Here is a 14,564-nt window from a genome sequence, read left to right as displayed (position 1 = left end):
GATCCCGGGCGGATCACGGGCAGCGGGCCGGCCTTCGGCAGGGCATAGGCAGGCGCCGCCGGGGCGGCCTGTTCGACCACCGCGACTTCGCTTTCGTCGTCGCCGTCCTCGTCTTCCTTCAGAGCGGTTTCTTCAAGCGCCGCCATCTCGACGGGCTTCATGTCCTTGAGCCCGGCAACGGTGGTGACCGTCTCGGCATCCTGGATCATGTCAGGCAAGGTTGATCCGGCACGCGGCGCCACGACGACGAGGTTTTCCATCGCAGGCGCAAGCACGGCGCGGATGGCGTTGGCATCCGGGCGGATCTTTTCGAGAGCGGCAAACTGCTGTTCATGTTCCTGATGCCGTACGGCCTTCGCCATCGCGACATTGAGCGTCTGCTTGATGGCCGAAATATCCGGCTTGCGGGCCTCGAGGGCTGCCACATCGGCGCCAGCCAGACGCTTGCCTTTCGGATCGGCGGGTGCGCTACCGGGCAGGCGGGAGAATTTCGAGACGTCGATTTCGCGCTCGCGCGAAACAGCGGCGGGAGATGCAAGGGCGATCGGTCTTGTCAGTGCCGTTTCGAACTTGACGTCGGAAGCCGACTTCACCGCGGTCGCCATGGTAACCATCGACGCACCCATCAGGGCTGCGACCGTCAGGCCGAAACCGACCGTGACATTGACCAGGAGAGAGCGGGATTTTTTGCGGCGTTGCGGAACTTTGCCTGCCTGCCTGCCATTCACCGACGTCTGGACCGAACGCGCCATCACTCGTTACCCGAACCGTTACTCACACGGGCAGGCATCGCTTCCGCGAGACTGCCAAAACAACCCCGACGAGCATTGAGCAAGAAGAGAACCTGCTCACCGCCGCCAATCGACTGCATGTGAGGATGAACGATTATGGTAACCAATGTCTTTACGTCGCCCCGATTTGGTTTCGGTGGTGCACATAAAAGCGCATGCCGTCGGAAGTTTAACCGAAATGCGGCAACAGGGTGTCCCCCTCGGCGCGCTTTAAGGCAGGTCAAGCCAACGACCGTTGCTGTTTAGCCACAAAATCTCATTCTTTCAAGGCTTATCACAATTTTTATACCATTTCTCTTTCTGCCCTCCGCCGGCCCTCGGACACATATTCGAGCAGCAGCGCCTTGGCAGCATCCATGACCGCGCGGACGCGAGGTGTATACCGAAGCCTTTCATGGGTGATCAGCCAGATCTCCGCAGCAGGCGGCATCTCGGGTCGGAAACAGTAGATCAGGTCGTCGTCACCGGCCGCCACGAACTCCGAAAACAGCCCAATCCCGAGCCCGCTGCGAATGCTCGACAGCGTTGCAGAGACGGTGTTCTGCCGCACCACGATCGCGTTTTCGGGGAAGTTTTTCCGCACCCACAAAACGGCCGGATGATCCTTGATATGCGGGTCGATGGAGATCAGCGAATGCCGGTGAAGTTCGCCGACTTCACGAGGCACGCCGTGGCGGTCGGCATAGGCGCGGCTGCAGTAGAGGCTCCAGATGTCGTCGGTGATCCGCACGCCGACGAGTCCGCCCTCGACCGGACGGGCGGCAGCGCGCAGCGCGATATCGGCGTCCCCTCTTGAAAGATCGAGCCGGCTGTCGGTCGTCACCACGTGCAGGCTGATATTGGGATGCGTCGCCTTGAGCCGGCTGATCAACAAGGGCAGGAATCGAGCCGCCAATACGTCGTTGGTGGTAAAACGGACGCTCCCGGTAATGTCGCAGGAAACCGCGTCCATTGCATTGGAGAACGCCGTCATGGCATCGCGCACCACCGTCGCCGGGCCGATCAGCGATCGGCCGACATCAGTCAACTCGTAGCCGGTGCGCCTTTTGTCGAAGAGTTCGACGCCGAGATCCTGCTCCAGGCCGGCGATCCGCCGCGACACCGTGCTCTGGCTGACCTTCAACAGGCGCGCAGCCGAAAGCGTCGAGCCGGTCTCGGCTACGGCGAGCAGAAAGCGCAGATCGTCGTAGTTCAATTGGCCCATGGATTGGTTATGCAAAAACGGTGAATGGACGGGCAAAAAAGGTGTTTGCGGTAGTTTCGCCGGCAACCTACACGCCTTTTATCGCCGGCGGAACTGGCCTTGCTGGCCATTCTCCCGGCACTTCCCCGTTCGACGGGTTGCCCCGATCAAAAGATTGCCCTGATCAAAGATTGCCAAGGAGAGAACCCATGCCGAGAGCACTCGTGCCCGCCCATACCAGGATCGTCAACCACTTCAACAAGGAGACCTTCGTCTTCACCGATCCGGTGGAAAGCGAGGCTCTGTCCAAGTTCGACGTCATCCTCGAAAAGGGTGGTTCGGGCGGCGGCAATGCGATCGCCCACGTCCATCCCAAGGCGGACGAATATTTCCACGTCCACAAGGGCCGGCTGATGATCATGATCGACGGCGTCGAACATTTCGCCGATGTCGGCGAAACCGTCATGGTCCCGCGCGGCAAGGCGCATTTCTTCCGCAATGCCAGCGACGACGAAACCCATGCCACGGTGTCGTTCACGCCCGGCCAGAAGCATCTGCGTTTCTTCATCAACCTCGCTGCGTCGACGGTGCTGACGCCGGAGAATTTCTCGCCGCAGGGGGACGCGAAGCTGCTCGCCATCGCTCTGAAGCTCCACGCCTATCGCGACCATCTCTACCTCGCGGGCCCGCCGATCTGGGTGCAGAAGCTGATGTTCGCCACCCTTGCCCCGATTTCCAGGCTGATGGGCTACCGGCTGATCGTCGCTCCCGACGACGCGCCGCTTGGCCAGGATACGGTGCTCAAGCTCGCGACGGAACTGCGCTGACTGCTGCGCTGCAAAACATATCGGCCTTGATCCTGCCCTTCACCCTTGGCATCCTTCGGCAATCCAGGATTCGGAGGATGACGGATGAAAGCGCTGCTCCTGATCGACATCCAGAACGGTTTTTGCCCGGGCGGCAATCTGCCCGTGGCGCACGGTGACGAGATCGTGCCGGTCGCAAATCAGCTGATAGAAGGCGGCGGTTACGACGTCATCGTCGCCTCGCAGGACTGGCACCCGGAAAACCACGGCAGCTTTGCCTCGCGACATGCGGGCAAGAAGCCGTTCGAGATGGGCGAGCTGTCCGGCCAGCCGCAGGTCATGTGGCCGGACCATTGCGTGCAGGGCACGCCGGATGCGGAATTCCATCCCGACCTCAACATCGATGCCGTCGACTATATCCAGCAGAAGGGCGAGAACCCTGCCGTCGACAGCTATTCCGCCTTCCGCGACAACGACCAGGCCGCAACAACGGGCCTTGCCGGCTATCTGAGAGCCCAGCAGGTGACCGAACTTGATCTTTGCGGGCTTGCAACCGACTACTGCGTGAAATTTTCCGCTCTTGACGCCGTGGAAATGCTGCCGGGTGTAAAAGTGCGCTTCATCGAGGATGCCAGCCGTGGCATCGATCCGGAAGGCGTAAAGAGCGCCATCGCCGAGATGAGAGCCAAAGGAATCGGCATCGTTTCGAGCAAGGACATCCTCGCCGACTGATCGACGGCACCGGAGCCGCCGGAGCTCGATAGTTCAGCGGAATCGATCGTTCCATCAGCCCAATTGAATTGCGCGAGGTCCCGCAGGGCTCTAAAGCCGGTGCGAAAAGGATTTATCCAATGAATCGCAGCGAATTCAAACAGGGTGTGAAGGGTGGGCTTATCATCGCCCTCTCCTCGGCGCCCTTCGCCGTGTTGTTCGGCGCCGTGGCAAGCGACAACGGCCTCTCGGTCATGGAAGCCGGGCTGATGAGCGCGACCGTCTATGCCGGCGCCAGCCAGCTCGTCGGCATCGAGCTTTTCGGCCACCATGTCGCGCCGTGGCTGATCGTGCTCTCCGTCTTCGCCGTCAATTTCCGCCATATCCTCTATTCGGCGGCGCTGACCCGATACATCACCCATTTCACGCCGGTCCAGAAATTCTTCACCTTCTTCGTGCTGACCGATCCGCAATTCGCCGAAGCCGTGAAGCGCGGTGAAAGCGGCCAGAGCGTCAGCTTCCGATGGTATATCGGCTTCGGCGCCGCGATCTATTTCCCCTGGCTGTTCTTCAGCGTCATCGGCGCGTTTTTCGGGCGGATGATGGGCGATCCGCGTGCGCTTGCGATCGACGTGCTGCTGCCGGTCTATTTCCTCGGGCTGGTCATCGGCTTTCGCAGCAAGCCGGGCTTTTATCCGGTGGTAGTGGCGAGCGCACTCGGTTCCGTGCTCGGCTATCATTTTGTCGGCTCGCCCTGGCATGTCAGCATTGGTGCCGCGGTCGGAGTGGTCGTCGCGGCTTTCTTGCCGCTGTCCACCGATTCCGTGCCGGCGAACGCCGCCGCCGAGATGGAGAGCTGACATGACCGACCTCATCTCCGCGGATATGGCTCTGCTGATATTGGCCGCTGCGGTCGCGACCTACCTTACCCGCATCGGCGGATATGTGCTGATTACCCGGATGAAGACGATCCCGCCGCGCATGGAGCAGGCTCTCAACGCCGTACCGGCAGCGGTCCTGACCACGCTCGTCGCCCCCGCCTTCTTCAACGGCGGCTGGGACGTCAAGATCGCCATGCTGGCCGCGCTCGTGGTCGGCATCCGGTATCCGGGTCTCTTGCTGCTCGGCGCCGGCTGGGCGGCAGCGATGATCTGCCGCCACCTCCTGGGCTTCTGATTAGAGGCGCCGGCTTCAGGAAAGCGGCTCTGTCGCCTTCACCAGCCAGGTCTTGACGTCTTCATCATCGATCAGCGGCAGCAGCTTTTCGCGCACGGCGGCGTGGTAACCGTTCAGCCAACCAAGCTCCTCGGCGGTCATCAGCTCAGGCAGCACGAGACGGCGGTCGATCGGGCACCAGGTCAGCGTCTCGAACGCGAGCATCGGCTGGTCGCCGCCGTTGATATCTTGCGGACCCTTCACATAGATCAGGTTCTCGATGCGGATGCCGAACGAGCCAGGACGATAATAACCAGGCTCGTTGGAGAGGATCATGCCGGACAGCAGTTCCTGGGTCGCCAGCCGCGAGATCCGCTGCGGCCCCTCATGCACCGAGAGGTATGAGCCGACGCCATGGCCGGTGCCATGTGCATAATCGCCGCCGGCCTTCCAGAGCGCGATGCGGGCGAGCGGATCGAGATCGCAGCCGCGGGTGCCCTTCGGAAACCGCGCCGTGCTGATGCCGATCATGCCCTTCAGTACCAGCGTGAAGAAACGCTTGTGCTCTTCCGGAACAGAGCCGACCGCGACCGTGCGAGTGATGTCGGTCGTGCCGTTGACATATTGCGCGCCCGAATCGACCAGGAAAAGCTCGCCGGCTTCAAGTTTGCGGTTGGTCTCGGTGGTCACCCGGTAGTGGATGACCGCGCCGTGTTCGCCGGCGCCGGAGATCGTATCGAAGGAAATGTCCTTCAGCGGGTTCTGCATGTTTTGGCCCACGCGGGCGCGGGTCGCCTCCAGCGCCTTGACCGCATCGATCTCGGTGATCGTGCCGGGCGCCTGGGCGTCGAGCCAGCAGAGATATTCGACCATCGCCGCGCCATCCTGCAGATGGGCCTTGGCTGAGCCGTCGAGCTCCTCGTGGTTCTTGCAGGCGCGCGGCAGTTTTGCCGGATCGGAAGCCTCGACCACCTCGCCGCCGGCGGCCGTGATCGCTTTGGTAAGCGCCAGCGGCGTTAGCTCGGGATCGATCAGGATCTTTGCGCCATCCGCCGAAAAGGCCGCAAGCCGCGCTGGGAATTCCGAAGGCGGGCGCTGCACGCAAATCTGAGCCAGGTAGGCGGCCTGTTCGATGCCGGTCTTGAGCGGGTCGAGAAAAATCTCCGCCTTGCCCTCGGCCGGAATGATGGCGCGCGACAGCGGATAGGGTGTATGCGGCACGTCATCGCCGCGGATGTTGAAGATCCAGGCAACCGATGTCGGATCGGCGATGACGACAGCGGCAGCGCCCTTCTCCTTCACCTGGCTTGCAATCGCCGCAATCTTCTCGCCCGCCAGGGTACCGGCATGCTCCTGTTTCTGGATCGACACGGCGCCGAGCGGCTCGGCGGGACGATCGGTCCAGATCGCGTCGAGCGGATTGGCGTCGAGCAGCACCAGCGAACCGCCGATCTCGGCAAGCGCCTTTTCCAGCCGCCGCACTTCCGCGCCCGCATGCAGCCACGGATCGATACCGAGCCGGAAACCTCTTGCGCCGTGGCGCGGCAGCCAGACATGCGGCGGTTCGTTGACGAGATCGCCAGCGGCGAACATCGAGCCGTCCACCTGTTCGGCAAGCTGGGTGACGTAACGTCCATCGACGAAAACGATAGCCTCACGTTGCGTGATGAGCGCCATGCCGGCCGATCCGGTGAAGCCGGTGAGCCATGACAGGCGTTCGGCGGAGGCCGGCACGTATTCGCCCTGGTATTCGTCGGCGCGGGGAATAAGAAAACCGTCAATGCCGAGATCGGCGAATTTCGCCCGGAGCGCGCTGACGCGATCGCGGCCGAACTGCGGGGCGGACTTCACTTCGAAGGACTGGAACATGGGCTTGAGTTTCCGGGCTGCTTGATTCCGAGAGGTTGCGATCATGTTAGCCGATCTTCGGCAGACATTGCCAGCCGAGCCGGAAATGATCGGCGATTGTGCATCTGCTCAATGCGTTTGGCGCCGACATAGCCTTCATATGCAGCAAACGCATACCACCAATGAGAGAATCTCTCTCACTGTGCGGTGCAGCAATCGCTATATTCACTTCATCGAACGGGCGCCGAACAAGGTCCGTATCAAGAGGATCGCTTCCATGGCCAATTCTTTCTTCCGCAATGCCTTCAACCGCATGGTCGAAGCTCGCGAGCGTCAGGTTGCCCGTTACGTCAACGGCGCCCTGCTGGGCCTCGACGACGAAACGCTGAAGGGGCTCGGCACCAGCCGCGAAGAACTGCGCCGCAAGGGCGCCCAGAACTACGTATTCTAAGCTCCGTATTCTGACATTCGGCCGGCGCGGGCTCTCCTCCCTCACCCGCCCCGGCTTTCAGGATACGAGGCCCGCTCGAGCATCTCCCTCCTCAGGCTCGCGGGTAGATCAGTCTCAGAACTGATCGCAAGGCGGCACCACTGGTGTCGCCTTTTTGCTGTCTGCCTCAGAAGCCATGCACAGAATTCAATGCTGCACACGCATACGAATCAATCGTGGCGCAGGTGGATCGTTACCCAGCCATTGCGCCAGATGGTACGGACGTGAGCGAGGTGGACGCCGTTATAGGCGGCCAGCACCTTCCAGCGCTGTGTAGCCAGGATGCCGGAGAGGATCACCGAACCGCCGGGCGCCAGATGGGCCGCAAGCTGTGGCGCCATCTTCATCAGCGGCCGTGCCAGAATGTTGGCGATGATCAGGTCGAACGGCCCTTCCCGATCGAATGCCGGCGAATGAAATCCCGGCGCCGTCTCCAGGCGGATGCCGGTGGCGATGCCGTTGCGGCGAACATTTTCCCGGGCCACCCGAACAGCGACTGGGTCTATGTCGGTCGCGAGCACCGGGATATTGCGCAGCTTGCGCGCGGCAATCGCCAGTACGCCGCTTCCGGTTCCGAGGTCGAGCGCGTTACGGACGGTCCTTGCGCGCATCACCTCCTCGATCACTTCGAGGCAGCCGGCGGTCGTGCCGTGATGGCCGGTGCCGAAGGCCTGACCCGCATCGATCTCGATGGCGATATCGTTGACCTTCACCTTGTCGCGGTCATGCGAGCCGTGGACGATGAACCGCCCTGCCCTCACCGGCTTCAGCCCTTCCAGCGACTTGGCGATCCAGTCGATATCCGGGATGACTTCCCTTTGGATTTCGAGAGCGGGAAAGGCTTGGGCGAGGCCGTCCGCGATGCGCTCGCGTACCATCTCCTCGTCACCCGCCAGCATATAGACGGACGCTTCCCAGATGTCCTTTTTCTCGTCCACCTCGGTTGTGGCGATGGCGAAATCCTCTTCGCCGAAGACCTCCGACAGGATATCGAGAATCTCGGCCGCACCTTTTTCGGTGGACGTGACGTAAAGGCGGATTTCGCTCAAGGAAACGGTCTCTCAGCTATTGATCGGTGGCGGAGAGGATTGCCACAGAAGCTGTGTCCGCTTCAACGTCAAACGTATCAGCCCTTGATCAGATTTTCGAGCTTCTTGACCGCGACGTCGGGGTTTTCGCCATAGGCAATGGTGCCGGCGAAGCGCCCGCCATTGTCGAGCAGGAACACCGAGGCCGTATGGTCCATGGTGTAGTCGCCGTTCGGATTCTTCTCGTCGACCGGCACTTTCTTGAAATAGACCTTGAAACCCTTGGCCATCTCCTGGACCTTGGCCGGCGGACCGGAAATGCCCTTCACCCTGTCGGTGACATTGGAAACATACTGGCCGAGCAGTTCCGGACTGTCGCGCTCCGGATCGATGCTGACGAAATAGCCGTTGAGCTTGGTGCCATCCGGATCGACCTTGTGCAGCCAGCCGTTCAGCTCGAACAGCGTCGTCGGGCACACTTCCGGGCAATGGGTGAAGCCGAAGAACAGCGCCGTCGGCTTGTCCTGGAAGGCCTTTTCGGTGATCGGCTGGCCGTTCTGGGCGACGAGCTGGAACGGCACGCCGAACGGACCTTCCGCAAGCTGCTGTTTCGAGCCGGTCACCTCCATCGTCAGCCAGACAAGCACGCCGGCAAGCGCCGCGACGGCGACCCAGAGGATGGTGCGAAAGCTTTTCATCGGTATCTCTTCAGCTCAGACCTAATGACGGATCGATAGACCCCAGGCGGCGGCGAAGCAATTCAAGAAGCCGTTTTCGAGAGATATCGCGCTGATTTGTCTCAACGAAACGGCGGCCGGTCAGAAACACCAGGAAAGGCCGGTTTCGCCGAGCGTCAGCAGGATGGAAGAGCCGAACCGGAGCCAGCCGTAAAAGGCGACACCGCCGAATCCGAGCAAGAGCAGGCTTACGGCGGCGATCAGCGGCAGGCGGTAAATCTCGATCGTACTGTTCATGACGTTCAATCTACCACCCTTTCCGGCTTTTCAGAAGGTCGCAACATTCGAACAAGTTTAGGGTAAGATTAATACCTGTCTGAGATCTTATAAAGGCGAACGTGGTTTACGATTCGTAGCGGCGAATGGGAGTGAGGATGCAGCACGCATCGCACTAGGGGCCGCTATGTCGACCGCGAAAAGACATGATGTCGCCGACACCGGCTCGCCCTCAGTTTCCATCTCTATCTGCAGTCTGTCGGACCTGATCCGGCGCGGGAGGAATTTCAACAGCATGACGGCAAAACCCCTTCGCAAGACGCTGTCGGTCAATCACCGGCTCTGGACGCTGGCAGGCTCCGCCTTTGTCGGCATCGGCGCGATGCTGCTTGTCGGCTGGTACGAAGGCCGACAGCTCGACGAAGCGCTGCAGCGCGCGACCGATATCCAGGAGCATGTGGATACGGTCGACGGCATGCGCATCGCCAACCTGGAACTCGTTCTGGCAGCGATGGACACGATCGTCGACCGCGACGACAAACGGGTCGAGCCGAGCCGGCTGAAGGCGATGGCGGACTCCTCCGACAAGTTGAAAAGCTCTGCCGGTAATCTGAAGAAACTCGCGGCTGAAATCGGCAATCCAGGCCTCGTCTCGAATTTCGAGACGGACCTCGCAGCTCTTTCGACGGCGATCCAGGTCGATCTCAAAAAAATGGTCGAAACCGGCGCGCCCAAAGAGGCCTATGACAAGATCGACGACGCCATCGACGGTGCCGGCGAACGGGTTGGCGCAATGCTCGATACGGCTGCCGTCGCGGGCGAGAAACTGGTGCGCAGCCGCGTCCAGGAGGCGAATACGCTTTCTTCGACCTCACTCTATGTACAGCTCGGCTGCGGCCTGATCGCATTGGTCGCCATGGCGATCCTGCAGAGCATTCACGGCGGCGCGATCCGGCGCGGCATCGACGGCGTCCGTTCGAGCATGCAGCGGATCATTGGCGGAGACTACAACACGCCCGTGCCCGGCATAGATCTCGGCGACGAGATCGGTGAAATGGCGCGCGCCACCGACGTCTTCAGGCTTGCAGCCGTCGAGCGCCAGACCCTGGAAGTCAACCTGGAAGACGAACGCCGCCAGAACGAGACCCGGCGGCAGACGAGCGAGTCCGAACAGAAGGCAGAAGCCGAAGCGCTCCACTTCGCGGTCGATTCGCTTGCAAGCGCCCTCAACCGCCTCTCGGAAGGCGATCTCGCGGCCGCCCTCGAGCGTCCCTTCCGGGGCGACCTCGAGCGCCTGCGCACCGACTTCAACCGGGTCGTCGAGCGTCTGCGCCACGTCATGACCGAGGTCGCCACCAGCTCGAGTTCCATCGGCGCAAACGCGAACCAGATGCGCTCCGCCGCCGACGATCTCGCCAAGCGCACCGAAAAGCAGGCAGCCTCGCTCGAAGAAACGTCCGCGGCCCTCGAAGAAATCACCTCGACCGTGCGCAACGCCACCAGTCGCGCCGAAGAGGCGACCCAGATGGTGAGCCATGCCAAGGACTACACGGAACAGTCCACCAGTGTGGTCCGCGATGCAACGGCCGCCATGGGGCGGATCGAGGACGCGACGGCCGAGATCGGCAAGATCATCAACGTCGTCGACGAGATTGCCTTCCAGACCAACCTGCTGGCGCTCAACGCCGGCGTCGAGGCGGCCCGCGCGGGCGAAGCCGGCAAGGGCTTTGCCGTCGTCGCCCAGGAAGTGCGCGAACTCGCCGGACGCGCGGCCGGCGCGGCCAAGGATATCAAGGCGCTGGTCACCCGTTCGAACCACGAGGTCAAGACCGGCGTCGATCTGGTGAAGGCGACCGGCGAAGCGCTGACACGGATCGGCGACGACGTCCTGAAAATCAACGATCACGTTCACGCGATCTTCACCTCTGCGCGCGAACAATCGACCGGACTGACGGAAATCAATATCGCGATCGGCCAGATGGACCAAGCAACGCAACAGAACGCCGCAATGGTGGAGCAGAGCACCGCTGCCAGCCATTCGCTGGCAAGCGATGCCGAAAACCTCAACCAGCTGATCAGCCATTTCCAGATCCGCGGAGGCAATGGCCCGCGCGCCGTCGAGGCTGCGAGCGCTTCCACGCCACCCAAACCATCGCCCGCACTCAACTTGATGAACAAGCTCGCGGGAGCCTTCAGCAATAGCCCCACCTCCGCCAAGCCGAAGGCCGTGGGATCCTCAGACAAATGGGAAGAGTTCTGACATGAGCAATGCCATCAAACAGTCCGGCGCCTACCTCGAAATCGTCTCCTTCCATCTCGGAGACCAGGAATTCTGCATCGACATCATGGCGATCCGCGAAATCCGCGGCTGGGCACCGGTGACCCCGATGCCGCACACGCCGTCCTACGTGCTCGGCCTCATCAACCTGCGCGGCGCGGTAATCCCGGTCATCGACATGGCCTGCCGCCTCGGCATGAAGATGACCGAACCGTCGGAACGTTCCGCAATCATCGTCACCGACATCGCCGGCAAGCTGGTCGGCCTGCTGGTCGAGCAGGTATCCGACATGATGACCATCCGTGGCGAAGACCTGCAGCCGGCCCCGGAAATCATTCCGGAAGCCCAGCGCGCCTTCTGCCGCGGCATCGTCGCGCTTGAAAAGACGATGGTCTGCTTCCTGAACCTGGACACCGTCATCGCCGACGAACTGGCGCGCGAAGCCGCGTAATTTCGCGGGCCGCTAAAAAGTCCGAAACTATGTCCGGATCTTCCGTCACACGCAAATGTGACGGAAGATTAACGTATTGTAATCATTGCCTATTTGTAACAATTTTAAACGGAACCGGGGAACCGGGTCGACGTTCTCCCGTCGCTAAATGCCCAACCGACGCCTCAAACGCCCCTCGGCTGGTTTACCCAGATAGGAGAACGACCATGAACAAGGCTTTTGCTCTCGCAGTCCTGATGTCCGCAGCCACGATGGGAACCGCATATGCCCGCGATATGGGCATGACGGCCAAGCCCGCCGGCGATGTCGCCATCGTCTATACCGATCCCGAAATCGACAATAGCGCCAAACGGCTCGACGTGCCTGAGAGCATCATCCATCCAAGCCCGGCAATGGTGCAGAAGGCACAGGCCGAGGTGAAGGCCGACCGCGCGCTGCGGGCCGACCTTCTGAAGCAGAACGTCGAACTCAACAACGTCGTGGCGATCGACACCGCCGCCGATGGCAGCCGGACCGTCTACGTCCGCTGATTCGCCGTTGATGAAACGGGGGCCGGTGTCTTTCCTCCGGACCCCGTTTCGGCGAAAGCCATTCACAGTCGCCTCTACGCGGGTAGCCATTCACAGTCGCCTCTACGCGGGTGATGGAACCTTAAATCATTGCTGCCTAGAGATGATTTCAGAAAAGCCCGGAACAATCTCCGGGCATTTCCGGTTCCGTCTATATCTTGGTGCCGAAGAGACACGTGTTCGGCACCTAAGAACCGAGAAAGGAACATGTTATGAAGAAGGTTATTGCTCTCGCAACTCTTATATCCGCTTCCTCAATCGGGGGCGTATACGCCCAGGACCTCGCCCCGACCACGCCGGCCCCCTCCCCGTCGGACGTGACGGTGGTCTACATTACCGAGGCCACGGATAGCGAATCGTCGAACGACAAGATCCCGCCGACGCTGACGACCCCCAACCCGCAGGCAGCGGAGGCCGCCCAGGCGCAGATCCAAACGGATTCCAACCTGATGGCGGCTCTCGAAGAGAAGAATGTCCAGTTGCAGCATGTGGCGGGCATCGAAACGGCTGCCAATGGCGGCAAGATCGTCTACGTCCGCTAATAGGCCATCCAACGACTGAAGAACAGGCTCGCTTTGCGGGCCTGTTTTTTGTGCCGCCACGCCTGAATTGACTCCCGCCACACCGCATGACTGTATTCGCCGTAAGGATGCGGCATGGTTTGTATCTTTACGCTTTGGGAGGAGCGCGCTTGAGCGACAGAGTTGACGCCATCGTGGTGGGCGCGGGGCTTTCGGGCCTCGTCGCCGCGACCGAACTTGCAGATGCCGGCCGCTCCGTCGTCATCCTCGACCAGGAACCGGAACAGAACCTTGGCGGCCAGGCCTTCTGGTCGCTCGGCGGGCTGTTCCTCGTCGATTCTCCCGAACAATGGCGGATGGGCATCCGCGATTCGCTCGATCTCGCCTGGCAGGATTGGCTCGGCACCGCCGGTTTCGACCGCGAGGAGGATCATTGGCCACGCCTCTGGGCGGAAGCCTATGTGGCCTTCGCCGCCGGCGAGAAACGCTCCTGGCTCAGGCAGATGGGCCATCGCATCTTTCCGATCGTCGGCTGGGCGGAACGCGGCGGTGGCTCGGCGACCTCGCATGGCAATTCCGTCCCCCGGTTCCACACCACCTGGGGCACCGGCCCCGGCGTCGTCGAACCGTTCGAGCGGCGGGCGCGCGAGGCGGAGAAGGGCGGAAAGATCCGCTTCCTCTGGCGGCACCGCGTCGACAATCTGGTCAGGACCGGCAGTGCCGTGACAGGGGTTGCAGGTACGGTCCTTGCAGCGAGCACGGCGCTGCGTGGCGAGGAAACCTCCAGGACATCGGCCGGTGACTTCGAGCTCAATGCGCCGATCGTCATCGTCGCTTCGGGCGGCATCGGCGGCAATCATGACCTCGTACGGCAGATGTGGCCGGCAAGGCTCGGGCGACCGCCGGCCTTCATGGTCTCGGGCGTGCCGAAACACGTGGACGGGCGGATGATCGGCATTACGCGCTCCGCCGGCGGACAGGTGATCAACCGCGACCGCATGTGGCACTATACCGAGGGCCTGCGGAACTGGAACCCGGTCTGGCAAAACCATGGCATCCGGATCCTGCCAGGCCCCTCCTCGATGTGGTTCGACGCGACGGGCAAGCGCCTGCCTGCCCCTTTTTATCCCGGCTACGATACGCTCGGCACGCTGCAGCACCTCATGGCGACCGGCTACGACTACAGCTGGTTCGTGCTGAACCAGAGCATCATCCGCAAGGAATTCGCGCTCTCCGGCTCCGAACAGAACCCGGACCTCACCGGCCGCGACTGGAAGCTGACCGCGAGACGGGCGATCGGCAGGAAAGCGACGGGGCCGGTCGAGGCCTTCAAGGAACAGGGCGAGGATTTCGTGGTCGCCGAGAGCCTTGGCGAACTGGTCGCGGGCATGAACCGACTTGCCGGCAGCAACCTCCTGGACCTCGCCGCTATCGAACATGAAGTCCTTGCCCGTGACGGACAAGTGGCCAATCCCTTTGCCAAGGATGCGCAGATCATGGGCATTCACAACGCCCGCCGTTCGCTCGGTGAAAAGCTGGTACGCACGGCAAGACCGCACCGCATTCTCGATCCGGCGCACGGACCGTTGATCGCGGTGAGGCTGAACATCCTGACCCGCAAGACGCTCGGGGGGATCGAGACGGACCTCTCGGCCCGCGTGCTCGGTGAGAATGGAGACGTGATCCCGGGCCTCTATGCCGTCGGCGAGGCCGCCGGCTTCGGCGGTGGCGGCATGCACGGCTATCGGGCGCTGGAAGGCACCTTTCTCGGCGGCTGCCT

General features: G+C 61.9%; 16 protein-coding genes. 10 read left to right on the top strand and 6 right to left on the bottom strand.

Annotated features, from left to right (window positions below; translation table 11 throughout):
• On the bottom strand, positions 1–752 hold a 752-nt coding region (locus tag MOV61_RS21780), incomplete at its 3' end, for a hypothetical protein (protein WP_247138059.1).
• Between the two features lie 322 nt (positions 753–1,074).
• On the bottom strand, positions 1,075–1,995 hold the full coding sequence (locus tag MOV61_RS21775) for a LysR family transcriptional regulator (protein WP_051899739.1): 921 nt from the start codon (positions 1,993–1,995) through the stop codon (positions 1,075–1,077).
• A gap of 188 nt (positions 1,996–2,183) precedes the next feature.
• Here MOV61_RS21775 and MOV61_RS21770 point away from each other — a divergent pair, with 188 nt between their 5' ends.
• The 4 genes from MOV61_RS21770 to MOV61_RS21755 all read left to right on the top strand — a co-directional run bounded on the left by MOV61_RS21770 (position 2,184) and on the right by MOV61_RS21755 (position 4,667).
• Positions 2,184–2,801, top strand: coding sequence for a cupin domain-containing protein (locus tag MOV61_RS21770; protein WP_247138058.1), 618 nt, complete (start codon positions 2,184–2,186; stop codon positions 2,799–2,801).
• 84 nt (positions 2,802–2,885) lie between these two features.
• Positions 2,886–3,512: a bifunctional nicotinamidase/pyrazinamidase gene (pncA, locus tag MOV61_RS21765; protein WP_247138057.1), complete on the top strand. Its 627-nt coding sequence runs from the start codon at positions 2,886–2,888 to the stop codon at positions 3,510–3,512.
• Between the two features lie 119 nt (positions 3,513–3,631).
• The gene (locus tag MOV61_RS21760; protein ID WP_247138056.1) at positions 3,632–4,351 is read left to right on the top strand and encodes an AzlC family ABC transporter permease; all 720 of its coding nucleotides are present in this window, start codon (positions 3,632–3,634) and stop codon (positions 4,349–4,351) included.
• A gap of 1 nt (position 4,352) precedes the next feature.
• Positions 4,353–4,667: an AzlD family protein gene (locus tag MOV61_RS21755; RefSeq protein WP_247039267.1), complete on the top strand. Its 315-nt coding sequence runs from the start codon at positions 4,353–4,355 to the stop codon at positions 4,665–4,667.
• A 15-nt stretch (positions 4,668–4,682) separates the two neighbouring features.
• Here MOV61_RS21755 and MOV61_RS21750 read toward each other — a convergent pair whose 3' ends face one another.
• Positions 4,683–6,515 (bottom strand): aminopeptidase P family protein, encoded by a 1,833-nt coding sequence (locus MOV61_RS21750; RefSeq protein WP_247138055.1) that lies wholly within the window; start codon positions 6,513–6,515, stop codon positions 4,683–4,685.
• A gap of 256 nt (positions 6,516–6,771) precedes the next feature.
• Here MOV61_RS21750 and MOV61_RS21745 point away from each other — a divergent pair, with 256 nt between their 5' ends.
• Entirely contained in the window at positions 6,772–6,945 is a 174-nt protein-coding gene (locus MOV61_RS21745; protein WP_038549294.1) for a hypothetical protein, read from the top strand.
• Between the two features lie 209 nt (positions 6,946–7,154).
• Here the strand turns inward: MOV61_RS21745 and MOV61_RS21740 are convergent, their stop codons facing one another.
• The 3 genes from MOV61_RS21740 to MOV61_RS21730 all read right to left on the bottom strand — a co-directional run bounded on the left by MOV61_RS21740 (position 7,155) and on the right by MOV61_RS21730 (position 8,986).
• Positions 7,155–8,033, bottom strand: a complete 879-nt coding sequence (locus tag MOV61_RS21740; protein WP_247138054.1) for a 50S ribosomal protein L11 methyltransferase — start codon at positions 8,031–8,033, stop codon at positions 7,155–7,157.
• Positions 8,034–8,110: 77 nt separating this feature from the next.
• Positions 8,111–8,710 (bottom strand): SCO family protein, encoded by a 600-nt coding sequence (locus tag MOV61_RS21735; RefSeq protein ID WP_038543501.1) that lies wholly within the window; start codon positions 8,708–8,710, stop codon positions 8,111–8,113.
• Positions 8,711–8,830: 120 nt separating this feature from the next.
• Entirely contained in the window at positions 8,831–8,986 is a 156-nt protein-coding gene (locus MOV61_RS21730) for a hypothetical protein (protein WP_157885139.1), read from the bottom strand.
• Between the two features lie 274 nt (positions 8,987–9,260).
• Between MOV61_RS21730 and MOV61_RS21725 the strand changes: the two genes are divergently transcribed.
• The 5 genes from MOV61_RS21725 to MOV61_RS21705 form a co-directional block, all read left to right on the top strand.
• Complete coding sequence (locus tag MOV61_RS21725; protein ID WP_247138053.1) at positions 9,261–11,225, top strand: methyl-accepting chemotaxis protein; 1,965 nt, start codon at positions 9,261–9,263, stop codon at positions 11,223–11,225.
• A gap of 1 nt (position 11,226) precedes the next feature.
• A complete protein-coding gene (locus MOV61_RS21720; protein ID WP_007770391.1) occupies positions 11,227–11,694 on the top strand; it encodes a chemotaxis protein CheW in 468 nt (155 codons plus the stop codon).
• Positions 11,695–11,900: 206 nt separating this feature from the next.
• Positions 11,901–12,224: a hypothetical protein gene (locus MOV61_RS21715; RefSeq protein ID WP_038543504.1), complete on the top strand. Its 324-nt coding sequence runs from the start codon at positions 11,901–11,903 to the stop codon at positions 12,222–12,224.
• A gap of 251 nt (positions 12,225–12,475) precedes the next feature.
• Complete coding sequence (locus MOV61_RS21710) at positions 12,476–12,805, top strand: hypothetical protein (protein ID WP_247039264.1); 330 nt, start codon at positions 12,476–12,478, stop codon at positions 12,803–12,805.
• A 149-nt stretch (positions 12,806–12,954) separates the two neighbouring features.
• The coding region (locus MOV61_RS21705; RefSeq protein ID WP_247138052.1) for an FAD-binding dehydrogenase at positions 12,955–14,564 on the top strand (1,610 nt) is incomplete at its 3' end.

The organism is Neorhizobium sp. BETTINA12A (assembly GCF_023006485.1).
GTDB lineage: Bacteria > Pseudomonadota > Alphaproteobacteria > Rhizobiales > Rhizobiaceae > Neorhizobium.
The sequence above is the reverse complement of the archived record's forward strand: the minus strand, read 5'-3'. Positions and strand labels throughout refer to the sequence as shown.

What these genes read in the sequence shown, in the direction of transcription:
- MOV61_RS21735 (WP_038543501.1), bottom strand. Translation starts at nt 8,710, where the DNA reads ATGAAAAGCTTTCGCACCATCCTCTGGGTCGCCGTCGCGGCGCTTGCC.
- pncA (WP_247138057.1), top strand. Translation starts at nt 2,886, where the DNA reads ATGAAAGCGCTGCTCCTGATCGACATCCAGAACGGTTTTTGCCCGGGC.
- MOV61_RS21720 (WP_007770391.1), top strand. Translation starts at nt 11,227, where the DNA reads ATGAGCAATGCCATCAAACAGTCCGGCGCCTACCTCGAAATCGTCTCC.
- MOV61_RS21750 (WP_247138055.1), bottom strand. Translation starts at nt 6,515, where the DNA reads ATGTTCCAGTCCTTCGAAGTGAAGTCCGCCCCGCAGTTCGGCCGCGAT.
- MOV61_RS21770 (WP_247138058.1), top strand. Translation starts at nt 2,184, where the DNA reads ATGCCGAGAGCACTCGTGCCCGCCCATACCAGGATCGTCAACCACTTC.
- MOV61_RS21755 (WP_247039267.1), top strand. Translation starts at nt 4,353, where the DNA reads ATGACCGACCTCATCTCCGCGGATATGGCTCTGCTGATATTGGCCGCT.
- MOV61_RS21760 (WP_247138056.1), top strand. Translation starts at nt 3,632, where the DNA reads ATGAATCGCAGCGAATTCAAACAGGGTGTGAAGGGTGGGCTTATCATC.
- MOV61_RS21775 (WP_051899739.1), bottom strand. Translation starts at nt 1,995, where the DNA reads ATGGGCCAATTGAACTACGACGATCTGCGCTTTCTGCTCGCCGTAGCC.
- MOV61_RS21745 (WP_038549294.1), top strand. Translation starts at nt 6,772, where the DNA reads ATGGCCAATTCTTTCTTCCGCAATGCCTTCAACCGCATGGTCGAAGCT.
- MOV61_RS21730 (WP_157885139.1), bottom strand. Translation starts at nt 8,986, where the DNA reads ATGAACAGTACGATCGAGATTTACCGCCTGCCGCTGATCGCCGCCGTA.
- MOV61_RS21715 (WP_038543504.1), top strand. Translation starts at nt 11,901, where the DNA reads ATGAACAAGGCTTTTGCTCTCGCAGTCCTGATGTCCGCAGCCACGATG.
- MOV61_RS21710 (WP_247039264.1), top strand. Translation starts at nt 12,476, where the DNA reads ATGAAGAAGGTTATTGCTCTCGCAACTCTTATATCCGCTTCCTCAATC.
- MOV61_RS21725 (WP_247138053.1), top strand. Translation starts at nt 9,261, where the DNA reads ATGACGGCAAAACCCCTTCGCAAGACGCTGTCGGTCAATCACCGGCTC.